The organism is Hasllibacter halocynthiae (assembly GCF_003003095.1).
Taxonomy (GTDB): domain Bacteria; phylum Pseudomonadota; class Alphaproteobacteria; order Rhodobacterales; family Rhodobacteraceae; genus Hasllibacter; species Hasllibacter halocynthiae.
In genome coordinates this window covers 56,123-80,808 of sequence record NZ_PVTT01000002.1, presented here as the reverse complement: position 1 = coordinate 80,808, position 24,686 = coordinate 56,123, and the positions used below count along the sequence as shown (strand labels likewise).

21 protein-coding genes are annotated in these 24,686 nt (G+C 74.0%); 13 read left to right on the top strand and 8 right to left on the bottom strand.

What is annotated here, in order from left to right; all coding sequences use genetic code 11:
• Positions 1-153 precede the first annotated feature (153 nt).
• From BCF33_RS07325 to xdhA, 4 genes are read right to left on the bottom strand one after another with little or no spacing between them, the layout of a single operon-like run.
• Positions 154-1,653, bottom strand: a complete 1,500-nt coding sequence (locus BCF33_RS07325; RefSeq protein ID WP_106160323.1) for an ABC transporter ATP-binding protein — start codon at positions 1,651-1,653, stop codon at positions 154-156.
• The gene (xdhC, locus tag BCF33_RS07320; protein ID WP_106160322.1) at positions 1,650-2,543 is read right to left on the bottom strand and encodes a xanthine dehydrogenase accessory protein XdhC; all 894 of its coding nucleotides are present in this window, start codon (positions 2,541-2,543) and stop codon (positions 1,650-1,652) included. The genes BCF33_RS07325 and xdhC overlap by 4 nt, the downstream gene beginning before the upstream one ends.
• Positions 2,544-2,546: 3 nt before the next feature.
• Positions 2,547-4,958: a xanthine dehydrogenase molybdopterin binding subunit gene (gene xdhB, locus BCF33_RS07315; RefSeq protein ID WP_106160321.1), complete on the bottom strand. Its 2,412-nt coding sequence runs from the start codon at positions 4,956-4,958 to the stop codon at positions 2,547-2,549.
• Complete coding sequence (gene xdhA / locus BCF33_RS07310; protein WP_106160320.1) at positions 4,955-6,457, bottom strand: xanthine dehydrogenase small subunit; 1,503 nt, start codon at positions 6,455-6,457, stop codon at positions 4,955-4,957. The genes xdhB and xdhA overlap by 4 nt, the downstream gene beginning before the upstream one ends.
• 138 nt (positions 6,458-6,595) lie before the next feature.
• Between xdhA and BCF33_RS07305 the strand changes: the two genes are divergently transcribed.
• The 3 genes from BCF33_RS07305 (at position 6,596) to BCF33_RS07295 (ending at position 11,172) form a co-directional block, all read left to right on the top strand.
• Positions 6,596-6,958 carry a VOC family protein gene (locus tag BCF33_RS07305; protein ID WP_106160319.1) on the top strand — a complete coding sequence of 121 codons (363 nt, stop codon included), beginning with the start codon at positions 6,596-6,598 and terminating at the stop codon, positions 6,956-6,958.
• A 120-nt stretch (positions 6,959-7,078) separates the two neighbouring features.
• Complete coding sequence (dnaE, locus tag BCF33_RS07300) at positions 7,079-10,591, top strand: DNA polymerase III subunit alpha (RefSeq protein WP_106160318.1); 3,513 nt, start codon at positions 7,079-7,081, stop codon at positions 10,589-10,591.
• A 71-nt stretch (positions 10,592-10,662) separates the two neighbouring features.
• Positions 10,663-11,172 carry a vitamin K epoxide reductase family protein gene (locus BCF33_RS07295; RefSeq protein WP_106160317.1) on the top strand — a complete coding sequence of 170 codons (510 nt, stop codon included), beginning with the start codon at positions 10,663-10,665 and terminating at the stop codon, positions 11,170-11,172.
• On the opposite strand, the gene BCF33_RS07290 is transcribed toward BCF33_RS07295, so the two are convergent.
• Together BCF33_RS07290 and BCF33_RS07285 are read right to left on the bottom strand one after the other, a co-directional pair.
• Entirely contained in the window at positions 11,169-12,284 is a 1,116-nt protein-coding gene (locus tag BCF33_RS07290) for a sensor histidine kinase (RefSeq protein WP_158259373.1), read from the bottom strand. The genes BCF33_RS07295 and BCF33_RS07290 overlap by 4 nt on opposite strands.
• A 101-nt stretch (positions 12,285-12,385) precedes the next feature.
• Complete coding sequence (locus BCF33_RS07285; RefSeq protein WP_106160315.1) at positions 12,386-12,577, bottom strand: SlyX family protein; 192 nt, start codon at positions 12,575-12,577, stop codon at positions 12,386-12,388.
• A 79-nt stretch (positions 12,578-12,656) separates the two neighbouring features.
• Here BCF33_RS07285 and hisS point away from each other — a divergent pair, with 79 nt between their 5' ends.
• The 3 genes from hisS to hisG are packed head-to-tail and all read left to right on the top strand — an operon-like array spanning position 12,657 to position 15,786.
• On the top strand, positions 12,657-14,099 hold the full coding sequence (hisS, locus tag BCF33_RS07280; RefSeq protein WP_106160314.1) for a histidine--tRNA ligase: 1,443 nt from the start codon (positions 12,657-12,659) through the stop codon (positions 14,097-14,099).
• 2 nt (positions 14,100-14,101) lie between these two features.
• Positions 14,102-15,124, top strand: a complete 1,023-nt coding sequence (locus BCF33_RS07275) for an ATP phosphoribosyltransferase regulatory subunit (protein ID WP_106160313.1) — start codon at positions 14,102-14,104, stop codon at positions 15,122-15,124.
• Between the two features lie 29 nt (positions 15,125-15,153).
• On the top strand, positions 15,154-15,786 hold the full coding sequence (hisG, locus tag BCF33_RS07270) for an ATP phosphoribosyltransferase (RefSeq protein WP_106161442.1): 633 nt from the start codon (positions 15,154-15,156) through the stop codon (positions 15,784-15,786).
• Between the two features lie 42 nt (positions 15,787-15,828).
• Here the strand turns inward: hisG and BCF33_RS07265 are convergent, their stop codons facing one another.
• Entirely contained in the window at positions 15,829-16,260 is a 432-nt protein-coding gene (locus BCF33_RS07265) for a DUF1489 family protein (RefSeq protein WP_106160312.1), read from the bottom strand.
• A 41-nt stretch (positions 16,261-16,301) separates the two neighbouring features.
• On the opposite strand from BCF33_RS07265, the gene BCF33_RS07260 reads away from it, so the two are divergent.
• Positions 16,302-18,590 (top strand): adenosylcobalamin-dependent ribonucleoside-diphosphate reductase, encoded by a 2,289-nt coding sequence (locus BCF33_RS07260; RefSeq protein WP_106160311.1) that lies wholly within the window; start codon positions 16,302-16,304, stop codon positions 18,588-18,590.
• A gap of 6 nt (positions 18,591-18,596) precedes the next feature.
• Here the strand turns inward: BCF33_RS07260 and BCF33_RS07255 are convergent, their stop codons facing one another.
• Entirely contained in the window at positions 18,597-19,400 is an 804-nt protein-coding gene (locus tag BCF33_RS07255; RefSeq protein ID WP_106160310.1) for a glycosyl transferase, read from the bottom strand.
• 248 nt (positions 19,401-19,648) lie between these two features.
• Here BCF33_RS07255 and rpsD point away from each other — a divergent pair, with 248 nt between their 5' ends.
• The 6 genes from rpsD to BCF33_RS07225 all read left to right on the top strand — a co-directional run bounded on the left by rpsD (position 19,649) and on the right by BCF33_RS07225 (position 24,672).
• A complete protein-coding gene (gene rpsD, locus BCF33_RS07250) occupies positions 19,649-20,269 on the top strand; it encodes a 30S ribosomal protein S4 (protein ID WP_106161440.1) in 621 nt (206 codons plus the stop codon).
• 447 nt (positions 20,270-20,716) lie between these two features.
• Positions 20,717-21,316, top strand: coding sequence for an NAD(P)-dependent oxidoreductase (locus BCF33_RS07245; protein ID WP_106160309.1), 600 nt, complete (start codon positions 20,717-20,719; stop codon positions 21,314-21,316).
• Positions 21,313-21,906 (top strand): thioredoxin domain-containing protein, encoded by a 594-nt coding sequence (locus BCF33_RS07240; RefSeq protein ID WP_106160308.1) that lies wholly within the window; start codon positions 21,313-21,315, stop codon positions 21,904-21,906. Before BCF33_RS07245 ends, BCF33_RS07240 begins: the two co-directional genes overlap by 4 nt.
• 107 nt (positions 21,907-22,013) lie before the next feature.
• Complete coding sequence (hisC, locus tag BCF33_RS07235; protein ID WP_106160307.1) at positions 22,014-23,105, top strand: histidinol-phosphate transaminase; 1,092 nt, start codon at positions 22,014-22,016, stop codon at positions 23,103-23,105.
• Positions 23,102-24,025 (top strand): prephenate/arogenate dehydrogenase family protein, encoded by a 924-nt coding sequence (locus BCF33_RS07230; protein WP_106160306.1) that lies wholly within the window; start codon positions 23,102-23,104, stop codon positions 24,023-24,025. Before hisC ends, BCF33_RS07230 begins: the two co-directional genes overlap by 4 nt.
• Complete coding sequence (locus BCF33_RS07225) at positions 24,022-24,672, top strand: extensin-like domain-containing protein (protein ID WP_106160305.1); 651 nt, start codon at positions 24,022-24,024, stop codon at positions 24,670-24,672. The genes BCF33_RS07230 and BCF33_RS07225 overlap by 4 nt, the downstream gene beginning before the upstream one ends.
• Positions 24,673-24,686 lie beyond the last annotated feature (14 nt).

Sequence of the window (24,686 nt, the reverse complement as noted above, 5' to 3'; positions counted from 1 at the left end):
TTCCACCCTGCGCAGCCGCGCCTTCCCGGCACGAGGAGGGCGAGGGCGGATCGAGGGCCCCCTTCGCCCCCCCGGCGTCGCCGAGGGGCGCGGGGAGCGGGGCGTCCCCATCGCGCCGGGCCCCTTCGGCGGGGGAGAGAGGGACGCCGGCCCTCACGCCGCCTCCGCGCCGCCGAGCATCAGGCCGATCCGGTCCAGGGTCAGGCCCGCCGCCGGGACGGCCGTCGACAGGCGACCGCCCGCGAGCGCGGCGAAGCGGGTCGCGATCTCGAGGAGCTCGTCGAGGTCCTGAGAGATGACGACAACCGCCGCGCCCCCTTCGGCGAGGTCCGTGAGCGCGCGGCGGATGGCGCTGGCGGCCGAGGCGTCGACGCCCCAGGTGGGCTGGTTCACCACGAGGACCTGCGGGTCTTGCAGGATCTCGCGCCCGATGACGAACTTCTGGAGGTTCCCGCCCGATAGGGCGCGGGCGGGGGTCTCCGTGCTGGGGGTGCGAACGTCGAAGCCCTCGATCACCTCGCGGGCGAAGCGGCGCGCGCCCTTCCAGGAGACGAGCCCCCGCCGCACGAGGCCGCGTCGGGCGGCGCCGGTCATCAGGGCGTTCTCGGTCAGGGTCATCGCGGGGGCGGCGGCATGGCCCAGCCGCTCCTCCGGGGCGGAGAGGAGGCCGAGGCGCCGGCGCGCGGGGGGCGGGAGGTGCCCCGCCTGCCCGCCGTCCATCAGCACCGCGCCGGGGGGCGAGCGCCGCTCGCCCGAAAGGGCGGCGAGAAGCTCGTCCTGGCCGTTGCCCGCGACGCCGCCGATGCCGAGCACCTCGCCCGCCCGGACCTGGAAGGACACGTCGCGCAGCGCGGTGCCGAACGCGTCGGGCGCGGGAAGCGAGAGGGCGCGGACCTCGAGCCGCACGGCGCCTGGGGCGGCCTGCGCGGGCCGGGCCTCGGGGATGGTGCCGCCGACCATCGCCTCGGCCATGGCGCGGGCGCTGTCGGCCTTGGGGTCCGCCGTGCCCACCACGCGGCCCCGCCGCAGGATGGTGGCGCGGTCGCAGAGCGCGCGGATCTCCTCCAGCTTGTGGGAGATGTAGAGGATCGCCGTGCCCTCGGCCGAGAGCTTGCCGAGGGTGGCGAAGAGGGCGTCCACCTCCTGCGGGGTGAGGACGGAGGTGGGCTCGTCCATCACGAGGAGGCGGGGCCGCCCGAGGAGGCATCGCACGATCTCGACCCGTTGACGCTCGCCCGCGGAGAGGTCGCCGACGAGGCGCGCGGGGTCGAGGGGCAGGCCGTACTCCGCGCTGACGTCGCGGATGCGCCGGGCGAGGTCCCGCAGGGGGGGCGGGTCCTCCATCCCGAGGGCGACGTTCTCGGCCACGGACAGGGCGCCCCAGAGGGAGAAGTGCTGGAACACCATGCCGACCCCCGCCGCCCGGGCCGCGTGGGGCGAGGCGGGGACGAAGGGCCGCCCCTCCAGCGTCATGGTGCCCGAATCGGGCGCGACGAGGCCGTAGATCGCCTTGACCAGCGTCGACTTGCCCGCCCCGTTCTCGCCGAGGAGGGCGTGGACCTCGCCGGGCAGGACGGTCAGCGATACGTCGTCGTTCGCGACGACGCCGGGATAGGCCTTGGTCAGTCCGTCGATCTGGAGGAGGGGCGTCATCCCGCCCGTGCTAGCCCGCCGGCGCCCGCGGGGTCCAGCATCGTCGCCGCGACGCCGATGGCGATGGCCTGTGGGTGCTTGCCGAGGCGGCGGTCCCCGATCGGGCAGAGGATGCGTTCGAAGGGCGCGGCGTGACCCAGGGCGGAGAGGCGCCGGTCGAAGCGGGCGCGCTTCGTCGCGCTGCCGATGAGGCCGCAGGAGAGGAAGCCGCGTCGCAGGAGCGCGTCGCAGAGCGCGAGGTCGAGGTCGTGCGAATGGGTGACGACGAGGTGATGGGCGTCCGGGGGCAGGGTCCGGGCGAGGGCGGGAAGGTCCGCGGCGGGCAGGGGGAGGCCCGCGGGCGCGGGGTCGAGGCGCGCCGGGGCGTCGGCGACGAGGACCTCCCAGCGGCGGAGGGGCGCGAGCGTTGCGGCGAGGGCGCGGCCCACATGGCCGGCGCCCCAGATCACCAGCCGTTCGGCGGGGCCTTCGGTGACGGTCTCGAGCAGGCACCCCCCTTCGAGGCGGACGCCCAGGCCCAGGGCGGGGGCGGGGGACGACGGGCCGGGCGCCGGGGCGGGGCCGAGGGGGAGGCGGCGGGGCCCGGGGGGCGGGGCCGCGCGGAGCGCTTCGGTGACGAGCCAGACGGCGCCGCCGCAGCACTGGCCCATGTCGGGGCCGAGGGCGTGCCGGGCGAGGCGGGGCGGCGCGCCTTCGGCGAGGACGCGCCTTGCGGCGCGCGCCGCCTCCCATTCGAGGGTCCCGCCGCCGATCGTGCCGTCCTGCCCGCCCTTCCAGACGAGCATGTCGGCCCCCGCCTCGCGCGGGGCGGAGCCCTTCGTCGCGGCCACGACAACGCGGGCGAGGGGGCCGTGGGCGTCCAGCGCAGCCTGGAGGGCGCGGCGGTCCATCCCTCAGCCCGCCGCGCGCTTGGCGGCCCAGTAGAGGGCCTCGGCCGTGGCGGGGGCGGAAAGGTCCGGCCAGCGGTCCCCGAAGGCCGCCGCCGCGCGCCCGAGCGCCAGCCAGGCCGAGATGCCGAGCATGAGGGGCGGCTCGCCCACGGCCTTGGAGCGGTAGACCGTCCGCTCCGGGTTCGGGCGGTCCCAGAAGCGGACGTCGAACGCGGGCGGCGCGTCCGATGCCGCGGGGATCTTGTAGGTCGAGGGGGCGTGGGTGCTCAGGCGGCCCTTCGCGTCCCAGACCAGCTCCTCCGTGGTGAGCCAGCCGGCGCCCTGGACGAACCCGCCCTCGATCTGGCCGCGGTCGAGCGCGGGGTTCAGCGAAGCGCCCGCGTCATGGAGGATGTCGGCACGCAGGATGCGGGACTCGCCGGTCAGGCGGTCGAGGACCACCTCTGTGACGGCGGCGCCGTAGGCGAAGTAGAAGAACGGGCGGCCGCGCCCCTTCTCGCGGTCCCAGACGATGTCGGGGGTCTTGTAGAAGCCCGAGGCCGACAGCGAGACGCGGTTCACGTAGGCGAGGCGCACCGCCTCGGCCCAGGGGATCGCGTGGGGTCCCGCGGCGACGAGGCCGCCCTCGAAGCGGACCAGATCCGCGGGGACGTCGTGGAGCGCGCCGAGGAAGCCCGCGATGCGGCCCCGGATGGCGTCGGCCGCGTTCATCGCCGCCATGCTGTTCAGGTCCGAGCCCGAGGAGGCCGCCGTGGCGGAGGTGTTGGGCACCTTGCCCGTGTCCGTCGCGGTGGGGCGGACATGGGAGGCGTCGACGCCGAAGCGGCTGGCGACGACCTGCGCGACCTTCCGGAACAGGCCCTGGCCCATCTCCGTCCCGCCATGGTTCACCGCGATCGAGCCGTCCTGGTAGACGTGGACGAGCGCCCCGGCCTGGTTCAGGTGCGTCAGCGTGAAGGAGATGCCGAACTGGACGGGCGAGAAGGCGATGCCGCGACGGAGCACCGGCTGGGCCGCGTTCCAGTCGGCGATGGCCGCCGCGCGCGCGCGGTAGTCCGAGGTCTCGAGCAGGCGCTCGGTGATGCCGCCCAGGGCGAAGTCGCGCACGGGCATGCCGTAATGCGTCGCGGGCCCCTCCGGGGGGATGTGGGGCGCGCGCCCCTCGACATGCCCGACGGCGCCGCGGCCGGCCATGTCGGTGTCGGTGCCGTCCGGGACCTCGATCCCCTCGGCCTCGGCGTGGGGTGCGGCGGCGTCGTGGTCGGGGAAGTAGTTGCGGCGCCTGATCTCCACCGGGTCGAGGCCGAGGGCGTGGGCGGCGTGGTCCATGATCCGCTCCATCCCCAGCATCCCCTGGGGGCCGCCGAAGCCCCGGAAGGCGGTGGCGGACTGGATGTCGGTGCGAAGGCGGTGCGAGGTCAGGCGCACCGCCGGAACGTCGTAGCAGTTCGCCGCATGGAGCATGGCGCGGTCGGCCACGGGCAGGGAGAGATCCTGCGACCAGCCGCAGGAGACCCAGTGCGTCACGTCCATCCCGAGGATGTCGCCCTCGGGCGAGAAGCCCGCGCGGTAGCCGATGCGGAAGCCGTGGCGCTTGCCGGTGACGACGAAGTCGTCGTCGCGGTCGTAGCGCATCTTCGCCGCCCGGCCCGTGCGCGCGGCGACGAGGGCGCAGGCGACGGCGAGGGCGTTGCCCTGGGATTCCTTGCCGCCGAAGCCGCCGCCCATGCGCCGCACCTCGACGCGGACGAGGGCCATCGGCAGGCCGAGCGCGTCGGCGACCTTGTGCTGGATCTCGGTCGGGTGCTGGGAGGAGGAGTGGACGACCACGCTGCCATCCTCCTGCGGCAGGGCGAGGGCGGCCTGGCCCTCGAGGTAGAAGTGCTCCTGCCCGCCGACCTCGAGCAGGCCCTCGACCACGTGGGGCGCTGCGGCGAGGGCGGCGTCCGGGTCGCCATCGGTCCAGACGCGCGGGCCGCCGTCGAAGTGGCGGTCGCCCGCGGTCAGCGCGTCGTCCACGGAGAGGATCGGGGGGCGCTCGTCGATCTCGGGCCGCACCTGCCGGGCCTGGCGCCGCGCCTCGTGGTGGGAGGCGGCGGCGACGAGGGCGAGGGGCTGGCCCATGAACCGGACCTCGCCGTCCGCGAGCAGGGGCTCGTCGTGGAGGGAGGGCGAGGTGTCGACGCCCTTCGCGTCCCGGGCGGTCCAGACCAGCGCGGCATCCCCGGCGCCGGAGACGTCCACGCCCCGCAGGACGCCGGAGGCGACGGGCGACAGGGCGAAGGCGAGGTGGAGCGTGCCCTCCGGCACGGGGATGTCGTCGACGTAGCGGGCCGCGCCGGTGACGTGCAGGGGCGCGCTGTCGTGCGGCAGGGGCGCGCGGACGCCGCGGGGGGTCTGGGCGGTGTCCTTCATGCCGTGACCTCCAGGACGGAGGTGACGGCGCCCCGGTCCTCCAGGAAGGTGCGGCGGAGCATGTTGGCGGCGGCCTCGGCCCGGTAGGCGGCGGAGGCGCGCATGTCCGAGAGGGGTTCGAAGTCGCCTGCCATGGCCGCGCAGGCGGCTTCCACGGTCGCCTCGGTCCAGGGGCTGCCGATCAGGGCGGCCTCGGCGTGCCGCGCCCGCGCGGGGATGCCCGCCATGCCGCCATAGGCGAGCCGGGCCGCGGCGACGATGCCACCTTCCACCTCGATCCAGTGGCAGCCGCAGACGGCGGAGATGTCCTGGTCGAACCGCTTGGAGAGCTTGTGGCACCGCAGGCGGTCCACCTCGTGGCGCGGCAGGGTCAGCGCCTCGACGAACTCGCCCGGCCTCCGGTCCTGGCGGCCGTACTCGAGGAAGAACTCCTCGAGGGGCAGGGCGCGGCGGTCGTCGCCGCGCCGGAGGTGCACGCTGGCGCCGAGTGCGATCAGCGCGGGCGGTCCGTCCCCGATCGGCGAGCCGTTGGCGACGTTGCCTCCGATGGTCGCGGCCGCGCGCACCTGCTCGGAGCCGTAACGACGCAGGAGCTCCCCGAAGGCGGGGTGGCGGGGGGCGATGGTGTCCCGCACCGCGCGGACGGTCGCGGCGGCGCCGATGCGGACCGCGTCGTCCCCGACCTCGATCCGGTCGAGGCCCCGGACGCCGTTCAGGAAGATCATCGTGCCGAGGTCGCGCATCCCCTTCGTGACCCAGAGGCCCACGTCCGTCGCCCCGGCGACGAGGGTGGCGCCGGGGTTCGCGGCGTAGAGGGAGGCAAGCTCGTCCGGGGTGGCGGGGCGGTGCCAGCCGCCGCCCCGAAGGGCGGGCGGGGCGGCGCCGGCGCCCGTGGAGGCCGTGGGCTCGCGGTTGCCCCAGTCGGAAGGGTGCTCGGCGCCGCGGAGGGGGTCGCCCGCGGCGGCGGGCGATCCCGGCGCCGGGTCGGGCGCCCGGGCGCGAAGGGCTTCGAGGGCCCTGCGGTCGCCTTCGATCCAGGCGGGGAGGGGCGCTCCCTCGAGATCCTTCGCCGCCTGCAGGATCGGCCTGTAGCCCGTGCAGCGGCAGAGGCACCCGGCGAGCCTGTCGTTCCAGTCGCCGGCCCCTTCCGCGTGGGCGGCGGCCATCGCGGCGACGAAGCCGGGGGTGCAGAACCCGCATTGCGAGCCGTGCCGCTCGACCATCGCCGCGGCGGCGGGATGCATCGCCTCGCCCTCGCCCAGCGCTTCGACCGTGCGGACTGCGCGGCCGTGGAGCTGGGGCAGGAAGAGGATGCAGGCGTTGAGGGCGACGACGCGCCGCTCGTCGACCACCACCACGGAGCAGGCGCCGCAATCGCCTTCGTTGCAGCCTTCCTTGGTGCCGGTCAGCCCGCGCGCGCGCAGCCAGTCGAGGAGGGTCCGCACGGGCGGCACGTCCCGCAGGGTCACGACCTCTCCGTTCAGGAGGAACTGGATCATGGGGCGGTCCGCCGCGTTACCGATTGGGGGTCCCGGCGGTCGCTCGATGCGGCGTAGAGCGCCCGCCCCCGTTCGGGAGAGGAAAGCGCGCGGGGCCGGGCTTGGCAAGGGCGGCGGGCATGCGCGAGGGTCGCGGGCATGATCGACGGCCTCCATCACGTGCAGCTCGCCATGCCGGAGGGAGGCGAGGACGCGGCCCGGGCCTTCTATGGCGGGGTCCTGGGGATGACGGAGGCCGCGAAGCCGTCCGCGCTGGTCGGGCGCGGCGGGGTCTGGTTCGAGGCGGGCGGGGCGCGGGTCCATCTGGGGGTCGAGCGACCCTTCGTCCCGGCCCGCAAGGCGCATCCCTGCCTGCTGGTGGCGGATGTCGGCAGGGCGCGGGCGCGGCTGGCGGCGGCCGGGGTCGCGTCCGCGGCGGGCGAGGACCTCCCGGACCTCCGGCGGGTCTACGTCGCGGACCCGTTCGGCAATCGGATCGAGATCGCGGAGATCCGCCCCTAGCGGCCCGGCGGGCCCCGCCCGCCGCCGACCCCGGGGGGCCGCTGCGGCATTCGCGCATGAAGCGCGGTGCGGCGCCTTCCCGGCGTGGCGACTCGGGCGGCGGCGCCATATCTTGCCTCCATGAGCAGCCCGTCCTTCGTCCACCTGCGCGTCCATTCCGAGCATTCGCTGCTGACCGGGGCGATCCCCGCCAAGGCGCTGCCGAAGATGGCGGCCGACGGGGGCATGCCCGCCGTGGCGCTGACCGACACGAACGCGATGTTCGCCGCGCTCCAGTTCTCGGAAGGGTGCGCCGCCGCCGGGGTCCAGCCCATCGTCGGGGTGGAGATCGCGGTGGAGCACGCCCCCGCCCGGGCCGGCGAGAAGCCGGTGGAGCCCGCGCCGCTCGTCCTCCTGGCGAAGGACGAGGAGGGATATGGCGGCCTGATGAAGCTGTCCTCGGCCCTCTACATGCCCCGGCACATGGGGCTGCCGAAGGTCGCGATGGAGGAGGTCGAGCGCCACGCCGGGGGCGTCATCTGCCTGACGGGCGGCGCGGACGGGCCGGCGGGGCGGCTGATCCGGGCCGGCAAGCGCGAGCTGGCCGAGGCGCACCTGCGGCGCCTCAGCGCGGCCTTCGGGGACCGCCTCTACGTCGAGCTGCAGCGCCATCCCGGCGAGGACGGGCCCTGGGCGCCCGAGGCCGCGACCGAACGGGCCTTCGTCGAGATGGCCTATGCGATGGGCCTTCCCCTGGTGGCGACGAACGACGCCCATTTCGCGAACCCCGCGCTCTACGAGGCGCACGACGCGCTGCTCGCGATCCGCGAGGGGGCCTATGTCGACCAGACCCAGCCCCGCCGGACGTTGACGCCCCAGCACGACTTCAAGTCCCCGCGCGAGATGGCCGCCCTCTTCGCGGACCTGCCCGAGGCGCTGGAGAGCACCGTCGAGATCGCGCGCCGCTGCCACTACCGCCCCACCACCCGCGCCGAGATCCTGCCCCGCTTCGCCGAGGACGAGGTCGAGGAGCTGCGCCGCCAGTCGCACGAGGGCCTTCGTGCCCGGCTGGAGGTGATCCCCCATGCCGCGCCGGTCGAGAAGTACGTCGAGCGCCTCGACTACGAGCTTTCGGTCATCGAGGGGATGGGGTTCCCGGGCTACTTCCTGATCGTCGCCGACTTCATCAAATGGGCCAAGGACGAGGGCATCCCCGTCGGGCCGGGGCGGGGATCGGGCGCGGGGTCGCTCGTGGCCTACGCGCTGACGATCACCGACCTGGACCCGCTGCGCTACGACCTTCTCTTCGAGCGGTTCCTGAACCCCGACCGCATCTCGATGCCCGATTTCGACATCGACTTCTGCATGGACCGGCGCGAGGAGGTGATCGACTACGTCCGCGAGAAGTACGGCGCGGACCGGGTCGGGCAGATCATCACCTTCGGCGCGCTGCTGTCCAAGGCAGCCGTGCGCGACGTCGGGCGCGTGCTGCAGATGCCGTTCGGGCAGACCGACCGGCTCTCGAAGATGATCCCGGTCGAGGGGGTCAAGCCCGTCTCCATCGACAAGGCCCTGGCCGACGAGCCCCGGCTGCGCGAGGAGGCGCGCGATCCCGCCGTCGCCCGCCTGATGGACTATTGCGGCAAGCTGGAGGGGCTTCTTCGCAACGCCTCGACCCATGCCGCGGGCGTGGTGATCGGGGACCGCCCCCTCGACGAGCTGGTGCCCGTCTATCGCGACCCGAAGTCGGACATGCCGGCGACGCAGTTCAACATGAAGTGGGTCGAGAAGGCCGGGCTGGTGAAGTTCGACTTCCTCGGCCTGAAGACGCTGACGCAGATCCGGAACGCCCTCGACATCCTGAAGGAGCAGGGCGAGCCCCTGATTCAGCCGGAGGACGTCGCGAGGCTTGGCAAGGCCGCGCAGCGCGCGCTGGGGCGCGACCCCTACGACATCTCGGCCATCCCTTTGGACGACCGGGCGTCCTACGACCTCTACGCCTCCGGCAAGACGGTCGCGGTGTTCCAGGTGGAATCGGCCGGCATGATCGACGCGCTGCGCCGGATGCGCCCGACCTGCATCGAGGACATCGTGGCGCTCGTCGCGCTCTACCGGCCGGGGCCGATGGAGAACATCCCGCAATACTGCGACGTGAAGAACGGCCGGGCCGAGCGGGCGCGCCTGCACCCCCTGATCGACGACATCCTCGACGAGACGCAGGGCATCATCGTCTACCAGGAGCAGGTGATGGAGATCGCCCGGAAGATGGCCGGGTACACCCTGGGCGGCGCGGACCTGCTGCGCCGGGCGATGGGCAAGAAGATCCAGGCCGAGATGGACGCCCAGCGGCCCCTGTTCCTGGAGGGCGCGAAGAAGAACGGGGTGGACGAGCGCAAGGCGCTGGAGGTCTGGGACCTCCTCGACAAGTTCGCGAACTACGGCTTCAACAAGTCCCACGCCGCCGCCTACGGCGTGGTGAGCTACCAGACCGCCTGGCTGAAGGCGAACCATCCCGTCGCCTTCATGGCCGGGATCATGAACTCGGACATCCACCTGACCGAGAAGCTCGCCGTCTATGCCGAGGACGTGCGGCGCAACCTCAAGATCGAGATCGTGCCCCCTTGCGTGAACCGCAGCGCGGCGCGGTTCACGACAGACGTGGTCGAGACGGGCGAGAAGGGGCGGATCGTCTACGCCCTGGGCGCGCTGAAGAACGTGGGCGTCGAGGCGATGGAGATGATCGTGGCGGGAAGGGACGGGCGGCCCTTCGCCACGCTCTACGACCTCGCGCGGCGGGTGGACCTCAAGCGGGTGGGCAAGCGCCCGCTCGAGATGCTGGCCCGGGCGGGGGCGTTCGACCAGCTCGATCCGAACCGGCGGCGGGTCCTCGGGTCGCTGGACGCGCTCGTCGCCTATTCGGCGGCCGTGCACGAGCAGCGGGCCTCGGCGCAGGTTTCGCTCTTCGGCGAGGCGGGCGAGGACCTGCCCGAGCCGCGCCTAGCCCCCGTGGAAGACTGGCTGCCCGCCGAGCGGCTGGCCGAGGAGCACGTCGCGATCGGCTTCTACCTGTCGGGCCACCCTCTCGACGACTACATGGGCGGATTGCGGCGGAGCGGGGTGGCGACCTACGAGGCGACCGCCGCGCGCGCCAATGCCGGGACGGCGCATGTCGCCAAGATCGCCGGGACCGTCGCCTCGCGCCAGGAGCGGATGAGCGCGCGGGGCAACCGCTTCGCCTTCGTCCAGCTCTCGGACCCGACGGGCCTCTACGAGGTGCGGGTCTTCTCGGAGGCGTTGGAGCGGGACCGCGAGCACCTCTCGCCCGGCACGAACGTGGTCCTGACGGTCGAGGCCTCGGCCGGGGACGGGCGCCTCGACCTGATCTGCCGCGCCGCCGCGCCCGTCGACACGGCCGCCGGCACCCTGGAGGAGCTGATGGTCTATGCCGACCGCCCCGAGGCGGTGGAGGCGGTGGCCGCCCTCCTGGCGCGCCTGCGGAACGAGGCGGCGCGGGCACGGGCCGACATCACGCTGCGGCTGATGGACCCTGGCCTGCCCGGCGAGGTGGAGATGTCGCTGGGCGCGGACTGGCCCGTCTCGCCCCAGGTGAGGTCCGCGCTGAAGTCGCTGCCGGGGGTGGTCATGGTCGAGTGAGGCGGCGGCCCGGGCGCAACCGGTTCGGGGGCCGGGGCGTTCGGGGGATGCACGCCCTTCGGAGGACCGCCATGCAACCCGCCCGTCTATCCCGCGAGCTTCGCCTCGGAACCTCGCCCGACCTGACCCGCCGCCGCTGGGTCGTCGGCCTGAACCTCGCCTGCGCCGCGATCGGGGGCGTGGTCGGGGCCTACCAGATCGGGATGCTGCGGCATCTTCCCGATCCGCCGGTCGGCCCCTTCGACAGCGACCGGGTGGACGCCAGCAACTACGGCTACAAGCGCCTCGACGTGCCCGACGGCTTCCTGATGACCCTGACCTATGCCGGCAGCGCCGCCCTCGCCGCCATGGGCGGGGAGGACCGGGCGGAGGAGCAGCCGCACCTGCCGATCGCGACGAGCGCCAAGGCGGTCTACGACCTCGCCACGGCGGCCAAGCTCGCCCAAGAGGAGTGGAGCGAGAACCGCGCGCTCTGCGCCTGGTGCCAGGCGGCGACGGCGCTGACGGCGGTGGCCGCGGCGCTGACCCTGCCCGAGACGGCAAGGGCCGCGCGCAGCCTGGCCCGGCAGGCGGGGGGCTAGAACACCACCCTCACCCGTGCACCGCCCCCTTCGGCGGCCCCCGTCTCCACCTCCGCGCCGAGCTTGGCGGCGTAGGAGAGGACGACCTTGCTCCCGAGGCCCTCCGCCCGTCGCAGGTCGAAGCCCTGCGGGAAGCCGGCGCCGTCGTCCTCGACGGTCAGGACGGTCCGGCCCGTGCCGGCGGGCTCGCAGCCGACGCGGACGGTGCCGCGATGCTTCGCGAAGGCGTGGCGCAGGGCGTTGGCGATCAGCTCGGACACGATCAGGCCGAGGGCCAGCGCCTCGCCGCCGGTCAGGGTGCGCTCGCATATCGCGTGCTCGACCTTCACGTCGCCCCCCGCCAGCGAACGGGAGAGGGCCTCGGCGAGCGTGCGAAGGTAGTCGCGCATCTCGATCCGCTCGGCCCGGTCGGCAGCGTAGATCGCGCCGTGGACCTCCGCGACGGCGCGCACGCGCGACGCGGCCGTCGCGAGGGCCTCCGCGGCGGCGGGCGCCGAGCGGGCCTGCGCGTGCAGGATGGCCGACACCATCGCGAGCGAGTTCTTCACCCGGTGGTCGACCTCGCGGAGGGCGACGTCCTTCTCGCGAAGCTCGTCCTCGCGGTCGCCGAGGCGGCGGCGCAGGCGGGCGGCGCTGGCGGCCAGCAAGGCCTCCTGCTCCTCGATGCGCAGCAGGTGCTCGGCGCGTTCGGTGACGTCGCGCGAGACCGCTAGGACGCGCACCACCCGTCCGTCCGCCTCCGCGATCGGCGAGACGGAGACCTCCCACCGGCGCAGGGCGCCCCCGGCCGCCTGGCAGGGCCCCTCGAACCGAGCACGCTGGCCTTGCCGCGCGGCCCCGACGGCGGCATCGACCGTCTCGCGCGACGCCTCCGGCCAGAACGAGGACCACGGGACGCCGCGCATCTCGGCGACGTCCCCGATCCCCATGGCGTCGAGGCCGTTCTGGTTCATGAAGGAGATCGTGCCGTCGGCCTCGATCACCTTGATGCAGTCCGGCGTCGCCTGCAGGAGCGAGAAGAGAAACGCCCCACTCGGCGCTTCGCCCTCGGCGAAGACGCGGTCAGGCTGGTTCGGGACGGGCAGCAGGTGCAAGTCGGCGATCGTGGTCATCAAGATCATCCCCCGTAGGGAGCATGCACGCATTCCGCGGCGTCAGGCAATCCTGTTTTGCAGTAATGCACCATCCGCAGCCCTGGGGGGCCGTGCCGGGGCTACCAATGGGGCGGCCGCTCGTCGCCCATCACTACCCCGCCGCCGCCTTCGGCCCGCCGGTCCGCCTCCGCCCGCGCGAGGCGGTCGGCCAGTGTCGCGAGGCGGGCGATCTCGGCGTCCTGCCGGGCGACCACCGCGGAGAGGTCGGCGAGATCGCGCTCGAGCCAGGCGATGCGTTCCTCGTGGTCCATGGGCGGGCCCTCCTCCGGGGGCGGTTTGCACCGATCCGGGGGCCGGGGTAAGGCCCCGCGCGTCCCTCCGGAGGCCCAGATGGCGAAGGCGAAGAAGACCCCCCGGCCCAAGGCGCAGACGCCGAAGGGCTTTCGCGACCATCTCGGCGAGGAGGTGGTGCGGCGGCAGGCCATGCTGGGCCGCATCGCGGAGATCTACCGCCTGCACGGCTTCGAGCCGCTGGAGACCAGCGCCGTCGAGACCGTGGAGGCGCTGGGCAAGTTCCTTCCCGACCTCGACCGCCCGAACGAGGGCGTCTTCGCGTGGGAGGAGGACGAGGGCTGGCTGGCGCTGCGCTACGATCTGACGGCGCCGCTCGCGCGGGTGGCGGCGCAGCACCGGGCGGACCTGCCTAGCCCCTATCGCCGCTATGCGATGGGCCTGGTCTGGCGGAACGAGAAGCCGGGCCCGGGGCGGTATCGCCAGTTCTACCAATGCGACGCGGACACGGTGGGATCGGCGCTGCCGGCGGCGGACGCGGAGGCGGCCGTGATGTGCGCCGACGCTCTGGAGGCCGCAGGGATCGCCAGGGGCGACTACGTGGTCCGGCTGAACGACCGCCGGGTGCTGAACGGCGTGATGGACGCCGCGCAGGTGCCGGAGGGCGCGCGCGGCGCCGTGCTGCGGGCCGTGGACAAGCTGGACCGGCTGGGCCCGGAGGGGGTGCGCGCGCTGCTCGGCGAGGGCCGGGTGGACGAGAGCGGCGATCGGACGGAGGGCGCGGGCCTGGCGCCGGACCAGGCGGCGCACGTGCTGGCCTTCACCGGCGCCGGAGGGGACGACGCTGGCGCGACGCTGGCCGCCCTGCGCGGGCTGGTTGCCGGCCCCGAGGGCGTCGACGCCCTGGAGAGGGTGTTCGCCGCCGTCGACGCGATGGGCGGCGCGGGCCGGGTCCGCATCGACCCATCGGTAGTGCGGGGCCTCGGCTACTACACCGGCCCCGTGATGGAGGCCGAGCTCACCTTCGAGGTGGTGGACGAGAAGGGGCGCCCGCGGCAGTTCGGCTCGGTCGCGGGGGGCGGGCGCTACGACGACCTCGTGAAGCGCTTCACCGGGCAGGAGGTGCCGGCGGTGGGCGTCTCGATCGGCGTGGACCGGCTGCTCGCCGCGCTGGAGGCGCGGGGCGCGGCCCCGGCCCCGGCGGGCCCAGTGGTGGTGACGGTGATGGACCGGGACCGAGTGGCGGATTCCATGGCCCTCGCGGCCGATCTGCGCGCAGCGGGCATCCGGGCGGAGGTGTATCTCGGCAACCCGCGGAACTTCGGCAACCAGCTGAAATACGCGGACCAGAGGAACGCGCCCGCGGCGATCATCGAGGGCTCCGACGAGAGGGCGCGCGGGGTGGTGCAGGTGAAGGACCTCGCCCTCGGCAAGGCCATCTCCGAGACCGCGACCCTGGAGGAGTGGAAGGAGCGGCCCGCCCAGCGCGAGGTGCCACGCGAGGGGCTGGTCGCCGCCGTGCGGGAGATCGTCGAGCGGTGAGGATGGCCCTGGAGGTCCGGCCCGAGGAGCCCTCGAGCGCCCTGCGCGCGGAGGCGGAGCGTGTCGCCGCCCTCTTCGCCGCGCGCGGGGCCGAGCCCTTCGAGACGTCGGTCCTGCAACCGGCGGGCCCGCTCCTCGATCTTTATGGCGAGGACATCCGCGCGCGCGCCTTCGTCACCGCCGACCCCCTGCGGGGCGAGACGATGCTGCGCCCCGACTTCACCGTTCCCCTCGTGCGGGACCATGTCGCCGGGGGCCGGGGGGCGGCGCGCTACGCCTACGCGGGCGAGGTGTTTCGCCGGCAGGAGGTTCCGGGCCGAGCGCGCGAGTACGTGCAGGTCGGCTTCGAGCTGTTCGGCGGCGGCGTGGAGGCCGACGCGGAGGCGTTCGGCGCCGTCGCCGAGGCGGTGGGCGGCGCGGCGGCGCCCGTGATCGGCGACATCGGCCTGCTGCTCGCGGCGGTGCGGGGGCTGGAGACGTCGCCGCGGCGGCGCGCGGCCCTCCTGCGGCACGTGTGGCGGCCGGCGCGGTTCCGCGCGCTGCTGGCCCGCTACGCCGAGCGGCCGCCGATGCCGGGGCCTGCGGGCGCCGCCGAGGAGATCGGTGCCCGGAGCCGGGCCGAGGTCGAGGCGCGCCGCGCCGCGATGGAGGCCGACGCCGCCGTGCCGCCCCTCGCGCCCGGGCAGGTCGCGCCGCTGGAGGCGTTGATCGCCCTGAGGGGCCGGGCGGGGGACGCGCTGGAGGCGGCGGGCCGCCTCGACGCGCCCGGCCTCGCCCCGGCGGTCGAGCGGCTGGCGGCGCGGCTGGACGCGATGGGCGCGCGCGACCTTCCCTTCGAGGCGACGCTGGGCCGGGCGTCGATGGAGTACTACGACGGCTTCACCTTCGTCTTCGCTGCGAAGGGCGGGCCGCCCGTGGCGACGGGCGGGCGCTACGACGCCTTGGTGCGCGCCATGGGCGGCGACGTTCCGGCGGTGGGCGGCGTGGTGCGTCCGGCGGCGCTGGTCGGGGCGGGGACGTGCTGACGCTGGCGGTGCCCTCCAAGGGCCGGCTGATGGAGCGGACGGCCCAATGGCTGGCTGCGCGAGGGCTGCGCCTGCGCCGGACGGGGACGGCGCGGGACTACGCGGTCGCGCTGGACGGGATCGAGGGGGTCGAGGCCCGCCTCATGTCCGCGGGCGAGATCGCGGGCGCGCTGGCGGCGGGCGAAGTGAACCTCGGCGTGACGGGGCGCGACCTGATCCGCGAGGGGGCCGTCCGGGCCGAGGAGGTCGCGGCGCTGGGCTTCGGGCACGCGGACCTGGTCATCGCGGTGCCGGACTTCTGGTCCGACTGCCGGACCCTGCACGACCTCGACGCGGTGGCGGCGCAGTTCCGCGAGGGGCACGGCCGCCGCCTGCGGATCGCGACCAAGTACCACCGCCTGACCCGTGCCGCGCTGCGCGAAGCGGGGGTGGCGGACTACGTGCTGGTCGATTCCCAGGGCGCGACGGAAGGCACCGTGGCAGGCGGCGGGGCCGAGGCGATCGCCGACATCACGTCGACGGGCGAGACGCTGCGCGCCAACCACCTGCGCGTGCTGGAGGACGGGATGGTGCTGCGTTCGGAGGCCTGCCTCTGGCGCTCGCAGGTCGATGGCGGGGACGAGGGGCCGTTCCGCGACCTGGCGGCGCGGGCGGCGGGGTGAGCCCCGCCCCATGGGCGGCGTGAGGCGGAGCCCGCTCCGCCGTCAGAGGACCCCGATCTCCGACAGGGCCGCAGCCAGTTTCGGGGGCAGCGCCGTCTCGGCCGCCGCGCCCGCGGGCAGGTCGCGCGGCGCGTCGGCGGGCACGAGGTAGCGCCAGCCCTGGAACGCCTTCCGGGGCTGCGCCGCAGTCGGGACGAGCTCGGGATCGAGGACGAGGCCGCAGCGGCGGATGCCGTCGGCGCGCACCACCTCCTCCAGCCGCAGGATGCGCTGGCGGCAGAGGACGACGCCCTTTATCACCCAGTAGATCGAGCCGCCCGCGACGATCTCGGCCTCGCGCCGGGGCCACATGCGGGTGACGTGGCGCGGGTGGCCGTCCGCGGTGCGGACCTGCGGGCGCTTCTGCCACTTGGCGAGCCCCTCGACGGACTTGGTGCCGACGCTTAGCTTCAGGATGTTGACGTGCCCGGCCATCGCGCCACCAGATAAGGGCCGGAAGGGGAGCCGCAAGGACCATGCCCGACACCGCCCCGCCCCATGCCCCGCCTTCTGACGGCCCCGCCTCGGTGGGCTTCGAGACGGCGATCGCCGCCTCGATCTGGGACCTGAAGTACCGGCTGAAGGAGGGGGGCGCGCCCCTGGACGCGGATCTCGCCGCGACGCGGGACCGGGTGGCGCGCGCCGTGGCCGCCGCGGAGCCCGAGCCGGAGGTCTGGGCGGCGCGCTTCCGCGCCGTGCTGGAGGACGCGGCCTTCCTGCCCGCGGGCCGCATCTGGGCCGGGGCGGGCACCGGGCGCGCGGTGACGCTGTTCAACTGCTTCGTGATGGGGACGATCCCCGACGGCATGGGGGGCATCTTCGACGCCCTGCGCGAGGCGGCGCTGACGCTGCAGCAGGGGGGCGGGATCGGCTACGACTTCTCGACCATCCGGCCGAAGGGGGCGGCCGTCGCCGGGGTCGGGGCGGACGCGTCGGGGCCGCTCTCCTTCATGGACGTCTGGGACTCGATGTGCGCGACGATCATGTCGGCGGGCAACCGGCGGGGCGCGATGATGGCGACGCTGCGCTGTGACCACCCGGACGTCGAGGCCTTCGTCGACGCCAAGCGGGACCCTGGGCGGCTGCGGAACTTCAACCTCTCGGTCCTGGTGACGGACCCTTTCATGGCCGCCGTCGATGCGGACGGGGACTGGGCGCTCTCCTTCGGGGGCCGTACGTTCCGCACCGTTCGGGCCCGCGCCCTCTGGGACCGGATCATGCAGGCGACCTACGACGTGGCCGAGCCCGGCGTCATCTTCATCGACCGCGTCAACGCCCAGAACAACCTGAACTACGCCGAGACCATCGCCGCGACGAACCCCTGCGGGGAGCAGCCCCTGCCGCCCTATGGCGCCTGTCTGCTGGGGTCGGTGAACCTCGCCGCGCTGGTGCGGGACCCGTTCGGGACGGAGGCGGCGCTGGACGGCGCGCGCCTCGGCGCGACGGTCCGCACCGCCGTCAGGTTCATGGACGACGTCGTGGACGCCTCGCGCTTTCCGCTGCCCGCCCAGGCCGAGGAGGCGCGGGCGAAGCGGCGGATTGGGCTGGGGGTCACGGGCCTGGCCGACGCGCTGATGATGCTCGGGCTGCGCTATGGCACGCCGGAGGCCGCGGAGCGTGCGGGCGGATGGATGCGCGATGTGGCGCGGGAGGCCTATCTGGCCTCCGCCGCGCTGGCGGGCGAGAAGGGCGCCTTCCCGCTCTACGACGCGGAGGGCTTCGGCCGCGCGCCGATCCTGGACCGGCTGGGCGCGGACGTGCGGGAGGCGGTGGCGAGGGACGGCATCCGCAACGCGCTGCTGACCTCGATCGCGCCGACGGGGACGATCTCGCTCTTCGCGGGCAACGTCTCCTCCGGGATCGAGCCGGTGTTTGCCTCCGCCTACCGGCGCAAGGTCCTCATGCCCGACGGCGCGCGCGAGGAGGTCGAGGTCGTCGATCACGCCGTCCGGGTCTGGCGCGAACAGGGGAACGAGGGCCTGCCGCGGGCCTATGCGGATGCCCAGACCCTCTCCCCGGAGGAGCACGTCGCCATGCAGGCAGCGGTTCAGCCCTTCGTGGATTCCTCGATCTCGAAGACCGTGAACCTACCGGAGGGCATCTCCTTCGAGGCGTTCAAGGAGGTCTATCGCCTGGCCTGGGACACGGGCTGCAAGGGCTGCACGACCTACCGGCCGAACGCGGTCACGGGCGCGGTGATGTCCGTCGCCGACGCCCCCCGCGCCGCCGCGGGCGGCGGGCCGCCGGCAGCACCGCACGCCGATCCCATGCCCCGGCCCGCCGCGCTGGAGGGGACGACCTACAAGCTGGTCTGGCCGGAGAGCGCGCACGCGATCTACCTGACGGTGAACGATGCCGTGGTGGACGGGCGCAGGCGTCCGTTCGAGGTGTTCGTGAACTCGAAGAACATGGAGCACTACGCCTGGACGGTGGCCCTGACGCGGATGATCTCGGCCATCTTCCGGCGGGGCGGCGACGTGTCGTTCGTGGTGGAGGAGCTGAAGGCGATCTTCGACCCGCGCGGCGGGGCCTGGGTAAGGGGGCGCTACGTGCCCTCGCTCCTGGCGGCGATCGGCGGCGCGCTGGAGGAGCACATGCGCGCCATCGGCTTCCTGGACGGCCCTGCCGCGCCCGCGACCTTCCCGAAGGCGACGCCCGCCCCGGCGGTGCCCGGCGCGGCCTGCCCCCGTTGCGGCGAGACGGCGCTGCACATGGCCGAAGGGTGCGCGACCTGCACGAACTGCGGCTTCTCGCGCTGCGGCTAGCGCGCGCTACTCGCGCCAGGCCTCCTCGATCCAGGGTGCGGGGGCCATGTAGGCCAGCAGATGCCGGCGCGGCGAGACGTAGCGCCGTCCGCGGTCGAAGGTCGCGGCGAGGTGCTCGCGCGGCGTGGCGGGGCCGCCCGCGCGGTACCGCCCCTCGATCGCCTGGGGCGGGTTCAGGTGCCCGGCGAAGATCACGATCCGCGCGTCCTTCGGGGGCTTGGGCGGGAGCGCGTAGTTCAGGGGGAACGTCCTGCGGCAGCGGCGGCGGTAGTGGACGACCCAGTCCCGCGGCCAGAAGCGGACCCCGCCCGGGGCCATGCGCGTGACGTAGCGCTGCTCGTAGCGGAAGCGCCGCTGGGTTCCGAGCGGATCGGCGAGAAACGCGGCGCGGATCGAGGCGAGCTTGCCGACCGGCGCACGGTAGACGGAGGTCTGCCCGATCCGGTGCAGCGGCTTGGCCGGGTCGCGGGCGAGGATCACGTCCTGAGGCGAGCCGCGGTCGAAGAAGTCCCCCAGCGGGCCGATCACCACGCAGTCGAGGTCGACGAAGAGGAACGGCCCCTCGAGGTCGCCCAGCTCCGCCGCCCAGAGCCGCGACTTGCCCCATTGCCCGGGGCTCGGCAGCACGTTCGCGTCGAGGGGCGGGAGCGGCAGGCAGTCGACCTCCGGCCGGATCCCTTCCGCGTCGTCGGTGAAGCAGACGAAGCGGAACGGCCGGTCCATGTTCCGCGCGCACATGCCGTAGAGACGGTTCACGTAGAGCGCGGGGTACTTCGTGCCCCACTTGATGCAGACGATCTGGGCGGTCATTCCCGCCGGCTAGTGCGGTCGCCGTCCCGAGGCAACGGCCCGCGTCCGGCGCGCCCGCCGTCCGGTTGACCCGGTTGACAAGGGCCCGGCGCGGGCGCAGACGCCCGCCCGTCCCGGAGCGCAGCCTTCGGGCGTTTCACTTTGGTGTTGGGGGCCCCGGCAACGGGATGCCTGTCGCCCTTCGGGGAGAGGACAACGCCCTTCACGCAATGCCGCCCCGGGGGCGGCAGATCGAAGGAGATCAGACGGTGACCAAACGCACCTCTGCCAAGTACAAGATCGATCGCCGCATGGGCGAGAACATCTGGGGCCGCGCCAAGAGCCCCGTGAACCGCCGCGAGTACGGCCCCGGCCAGCACGGCCAGCGCCGCAAGGGCAAGATGTCCGATTTCGGCCTGCAGCTCCGCGCCAAGCAGAAGCTGAAGGGCTATTACGGCGATCTGACCGAAAAGCAGTTCAAGCGCATCTTCGCGGACGCCGCGCGGGTGAAGGGCGACACGGGCGAGCAGCTGATCGGCCTTCTGGAGCGGCGCCTCGACGCGGTGGTGTACCGCGCGAAGTTCGTACCCACCATCTTCGCCGCCCGCCAGTTCGTGAACCACGGCCACGTGACGGTGAACGGCCAGCGCGTGAACATCCCCTCCTACCGCGTGAAGGAGGGCGACGTGATCGCCGTGCGGGACAAGTCGAAGCAGCTCGCCTCCGTGCTCGAGGCCGTGCAGCTCTCCGAGCGGGACGTGCCGGACTACGTCGAGGCGGACCACTCGAAGATGACCGCGACCTTCGTGCGGACCCCCGGCCTCTCCGACGTGCCCTACGCCGTCCAGATGGAGCCGAACCTCGTCATCGAGTACTACGCTCAGAACTGATCCGCGGCCCCGGGGCCGTTCCGGAGGGCCGTCCCGGGGGGCGGCCCTTCTTCGTCGGGACAGGGTCCCCGACGCCCGGATCGCCACCGCCTCGAACACGGGCGCGAGCGCGGCAGCCCGCGCCGTCAGGCCGTACCGCACGACCGGCGGGGCGGCGTCCTCGGCCCGGTGCCGTATCGGCCCGTCCCCCTCCGGCCCGCGCAGCGCGCCTGTAAGCACGCGAGGCGTGATGGGCGCCGGCGCCGGCGCAGGACGCCTCGGCGCCTCTCGCCGCCTCTGAGGTGGAGCAGGATCGACAGCCGCCATTTCCCCGGCAGGGGCCGCAGCGTGCGTTCGACGGAGCAGTCCGGACCGGTCGGCGTGGGGCGGTATCCTTCAGCTGCGTACTTGCGCCGATGCGCCCGTGCGGCATGATCCCCTCGGCACGCACGATGCAAGGAGGGCGCGATGCACATCCTTCTCCTCGGGGCGACGGGACGGACGGGGCGCCGAGTCTTCGCGGCCGCGAAGGCCGCCGGGCACCGGGTCACGGCGCACGGCCGCAGGGCCGTGGCCGGTGCGGACGAGGAGATCGGCGGCGCCTGGACCGATCCCGCCATCGCCGAGGCGGCGCGCGAGGCCGACGCGGTGGTGTCCTGCCTCGCCTCCTCGAACGGCGAGGGCGTGTGCTCCGCCGCGGCGGAGGCCGTGCTGCGCGCCGATCCGGGGGTCCGCTACGTGACCGTGGCCGGCGCGGGCGTGGACCGGCCGGAGGACGAGAAGGGCCTGGGCGACAAGGCGATCGGCCTCGTCATGCGGCTGACGGTCGGGAAGATGCTCGCGGACCGGCAACGGGAGGTGGACATGCTGGCCGCCTCCGGCGCGGAATGGACGGCGATGCGTCCGCCGCGGCTGACCGAGGGCCGTGCGACGGGGCGATGGACCTTCACCTTCGACCGCCCCGCGGCGACGTCCATCGACCGCGAGGATCTAGCCGGCGCGATCCTCGAGGTCCTCGGGCGGGAGGACATGGTGCGTCGCGCTCCCTTCGTGTCCGCCGCCCGATGAGCGCCGCACGCGAGCTGATCTACGGCTACGACCCGATCTGCGGATGGTGCTACGGCGCCGCTCCGGCGGTGCGCGCCGCCGCGGAGGTGGTGCCGGTGCGCGTCGTCATGGCCGGGCTCGTCACCGGCGATCGGGTCGGGCCCGCGGCGGCGATGGAAGGCTACGTACGCGGCGCGGCCGGCAGGCTGCGCGCCGTGACGGGCCGTGCCCCCTCCGAGGCGTTCTTCGAATGGATGCGCTCGCCGGGCGCTGTGGCCGACAGCGGCCCGCCCGCCGTCGCCGTGGATGCGGTGCGCCGCGAGCGGCCGGGGAGCGCGCTCGCCTTCGCCTGCGCCGTGACGGAGGCGCACTATGCCGAAGGCATGGACCCCAACGATCCGGGGGCATACGCGCCGCTTCTGGACAGGCACGCGCCGGGGGTCGTGCTGCCGGACATCCACGATCCGGGCCTGCAGGACGCGGCCTTCGCGGAGGGGCGCGAGATGGGGATCACCGCCTTCCCCACCTTTGCGCTTCGGGACGGGGGGCGGATCGCGGTCCTTCCGACGATCTACGATCCCCCCGCGCTGGTGGCGGCGCTCGGGGCGTGATGGCCCGGGGGGCTTCGGATCGATCGGTTATTCCGCCTCCGCGGCCGCCTTTCGGGTTCCGGCGGGCGCCCGCGGCCGCTAGAACCGCAGGCCGGGAGGACGTTCACATGGTCCAGCAGGTCACGCCGAAGCCGGGGGTGCAGCGGATCGCCCCCTACGTCGGCGGCGCCGCCCCCGAGAAGGGGCAGGAGGGGGTGGTCAAGCTTTCCTCCAACGAGAATCCGTTCGGTCCGTCCGAGGCGGCGAAGACGGCCTACCGGCACGCCGGGCGTGACCTGCACCGCTATCCGGACACTTCGCACCGCGCCCTGCGCGAGGCGATCGCCGAGGTCCATGGCATCGACGCGGGGCGGATCGTCTGCGGCGCCGGGTCGGGCGAGATGCTCGCCCTCGTGTGCCAGGCCTTCGCCGGGCAGGGCGACGAGGTCCTGCTCACCGAGCACGGCTTCGCCATGTATCCGATATACGCCAACGCCGCCGGGGCGAAGCCCATCGTCGTCCCGGAGCGCGAGCGGACCGTCGACGTGGACGCGATCCTGGCCCGTGCCGGAAAGCGCACGAAACTGGTCTTCGTCGCCAATCCCGCCAACCCCACCGGCACCATGATCGGCGGCAACGAGATCGGCCGTCTCGCCGCCGGGCTGCCGAAGGGGTGCCTGCTGGTGCTGGACGGCGCCTACGCGGAATACGCGGAAGGCTACGACGGCGGCGCGGCCTTGGTGGAGCGGTCCGAGAACGTGGTCATGACGCGCACCTTCTCGAAGATCCATGGGCTGGGCGGGCTGCGCGTGGGGTGGATGTACGGCCCAGCGCGCGTCGTGGACGCGGTGAACCGCATCCGGGGGCCGTTCAACCTCTCGGACGTGCAGCAGGCCGTGGCCGAAGCGGCGATCCGCGATGCCGCCCACGCCGTCCGCTCGCGCGAGGAGAACGCCCGCCTGCGGGCCTGGATGGCCGAGGCGCTGGCCGAGCTGGGCCTGCCATCCGACACCTCGACCGCGAACTTCGTCCTCGTGCGCTTTCCCTCGGAGGGCGCCGCCCGCGCCTGCCTCGCCTTCCTGAAGGAGGAGGGAATCCTCGTGCGGCACGTCGCGAACTACGGGCTGCCGCATGCCTTGCGGATCACCGTGGGCGACGAGGCGTCCTGCCGCCGCGTGGTCCACGAGATCGGGCGCTTCCAGGAAGCGCAAGCCGCGTGAGCGGGGCGCATGGCTACGAGAGGGTCGCGCTGATCGGGCTGGGCCTCATCGCCTCGTCGATGGCGCGCGCGATGCGGCGCGCCGGCATGGGGGCCGAGATCGTCGGCCATGCCCGGTCGGAGGCGACGCGCGAGGCGGCGATGCGGATCGGCTTCGTCGATCGGGTGACGGGCACGGCCGCCGACGCGGTGGAGGGCGCCGACCTCGTCGTGCTGGCGACGCCCGTGGGCGCGATGGGCGCCGTGGCCGCCGAGATCGGGCCCCGGCTGAAGCCGGGCGCGACCCTCACCGACGTGGGCAGCGTGAAGCGGGCGGTGATCGACGCGGTCGGCCCCCACCTGCCCGAATCGGTCCACTTCGTGCCCGCCCACCCGCTTGCAGGGACCGAGCATTCCGGGCCCGGGGCGGGCTTCGCCTCGCTCTTCGACGGGCGCTGGTGCCTCATCGTGCCGCCCGATGGCGACGGGGGGCAGGCGGCCGCCGATCTGGCGGCGTTCTGGCGGCGGCTTGGCGCCAAGACCGACGTGATGGACCCCGATCACCATGACCTCGTGCTCGCGGTGACCTCGCACGCGCCGCACCTCATCGCCTATACGATGGTGGGCGTGGCCGACGACCTGAGCCGGGTCACGGACGGGGAGGTGATCGAGTATTCGGCCGCGGGCTTTCGGGACTTCACCCGGATCGCCGCCTCCGATCCGACCATGTGGCGCGACGTGTTCCTCACGAACAGGGATGCGACGCTCGAGATACTGGGACGCTTCACGGAAGAACTCTTCGCCCTTCAGAGGGCGATTCGAACGGGGGACGGGGACTTGCTGCACGACTATTTCAGCCGGACGCGCGCCATTCGGCGCGGCATCCTCGAGGCGGGCCAGGACATCGATGCGCCCGATTTCGGCCGGGCGGGCGGTCGATGAGGGCGCTCGCGCTGGTCGCGCTGCTGGCGCTGGCGGGCTGCGGCCAGGCGGAGGCGCCCGATGCCTCGCCCCGGCCGGAAGGGCGCGCCGGCGTGTTCGGCTTCCTGCCCCTCGGCGGCGAGAGGGAGCGGACGCTTCCGCCAGGCCTCTTCGGTCGGCCGGGCCTCATCGGCCAGCGGATCGATCCCATCCCGGGCCGAGGGCGCTGCGGCATCGCGATTGCCTATCGCGTGACGGGCGCGGGCGGCGCGGTGCTGTCCCCACCGGCCCGGATCGCCGAGCCGACGGCGCGCGCCTTCGACCGCTGGATGCGCGACGTGGCCCAGCCGGCCTTCGACGGCCAGATCGCGCAGGTCCGCGTCGCCGCGAGCTATGCCTGCCGGGGCCGCAACAACCGCGCCGGCGCCCGCCTGAGCGAGCACAGCTTCGGCAACGCGATCGACATCTCGGCCTTCGTCCTGCGCGACGGCCGGACGGTCACGCTGTTGGACGGCTGGAACGGAGCGGACGGCGCGGCCCTGAGGGAGATGTGGCAGGGCGCATGCGGCATCTTCGGCACCGTCCTCGGCCCCGAGAGCGACCGCCACCACCGGGACCACTTCCACTTCGACGTGGCCGGCTACCGTTCGGGCGCCTACTGCCGATGACCGGGCGGCGGCCC